Here is a 1413-nt window from a genome sequence, read left to right on the forward strand (position 1 = left end):
CGCCGGTCGAAGATACCAGGCCGCTGCGACTGTTTATTAAAAACACAGCACTCTGCAAACACGAAAGTGGACGTATAGGGTGTGACGCCTGCCCGGTGCCGGAAGGTTAATTGATGGGGTTAGCGCAAGCGAAGCTCTTGATCGAAGCCCCGGTAAACGGCGGCCGTAACTATAACGGTCCTAAGGTAGCGAAATTCCTTGTCGGGTAAGTTCCGACCTGCACGAATGGCGTAACGATGGCGGCGCTGTCTCCACCCGAGACTCAGTGAAATTGAAATCGCTGTGAAGATGCAGTGTATCCGCGGCTAGACGGAAAGACCCCGTGAACCTTTACTATAGCTTTGCACTGGACTTTGAACTTGCTTGTGTAGGATAGGTGGGAGGCTGTGAAGCGTGGACGCCAGTCTGCGTGGAGCCATCCTTGAAATACCACCCTGGCAACTTTGAGGTTCTAACTCAGGTCCGTGATCCGGATCGAGGACAGTGTATGGTGGGTAGTTTGACTGGGGCGGTCTCCTCCTAAAGAGTAACGGAGGAGTACGAAGGTGCGCTCAGACCGGTCGGAAATCGGTCGTAGAGTATAAAGGCAAAAGCGCGCTTGACTGCGAGACAGACACGTCGAGCAGGTACGAAAGTAGGTCTTAGTGATCCGGTGGTTCTGTATGGAAGGGCCATCGCTCAACGGATAAAAGGTACTCCGGGGATAACAGGCTGATACCGCCCAAGAGTTCATATCGACGGCGGTGTTTGGCACCTCGATGTCGGCTCATCACATCCTGGGGCTGAAGCCGGTCCCAAGGGTATGGCTGTTCGCCATTTAAAGTGGTACGCGAGCTGGGTTTAGAACGTCGTGAGACAGTTCGGTCCCTATCTGCCGTGGACGTTTGAGATTTGAGAGGGGCTGCTCCTAGTACGAGAGGACCGGAGTGGACGAACCTCTGGTGTTCCGGTTGTCACGCCAGTGGCATTGCCGGGTAGCTATGTTCGGAAAAGATAACCGCTGAAAGCATCTAAGCGGGAAACTTGCCTCAAGATGAGATCTCACTGGAACCTTGAGTTCCCTGAAGGGCCGTCGAAGACTACGACGTTGATAGGTGGGGTGTGTAAGCGCTGTGAGGCGTTGAGCTAACCCATACTAATTGCCCGTGAGGCTTGACCATATAACACCCAAGCAATTTGCGCTTAAGGCCAGATTGCGGTGACTGTGAAGATGACATCTGCCGAAAACTGCGGCTCACAAAGCATCACATACCCATTCGCTGGCACGTCGCAAGACGCACCGGCACCAGAATTTCTTGACGACCATAGAGCATTGGAACCACCTGATCCCATCCCGAACTCAGCAGTGAAACGATGCATCGCCGATGGTAGTGTGGGGTTTCCCCATGTGAGAGTAGGTCATCGTCAAGATTC

The 1413-nt window shown here is 53.6% G+C and carries 2 rRNA genes; both read left to right on the forward strand.

Features of this window, described 5'->3' with window-relative positions:
* Window positions 1-1160 (forward strand): 23S ribosomal RNA (locus TRP66_RS23395); the annotation flags it as partial.
* 134 nt (window positions 1161-1294) lie between these two features.
* Window positions 1295-1410, forward strand: a 5S ribosomal RNA gene (rrf, locus tag TRP66_RS23400).
* The last annotated feature ends 3 nt before the right edge of the window (window positions 1411-1413 follow it).

It is taken from the genome of Pseudomonas sp. JDS28PS106 (genome assembly GCF_036706555.1).
In the GTDB taxonomy this organism is placed as follows: Bacteria; Pseudomonadota; Gammaproteobacteria; order Pseudomonadales; family Pseudomonadaceae; genus Aquipseudomonas.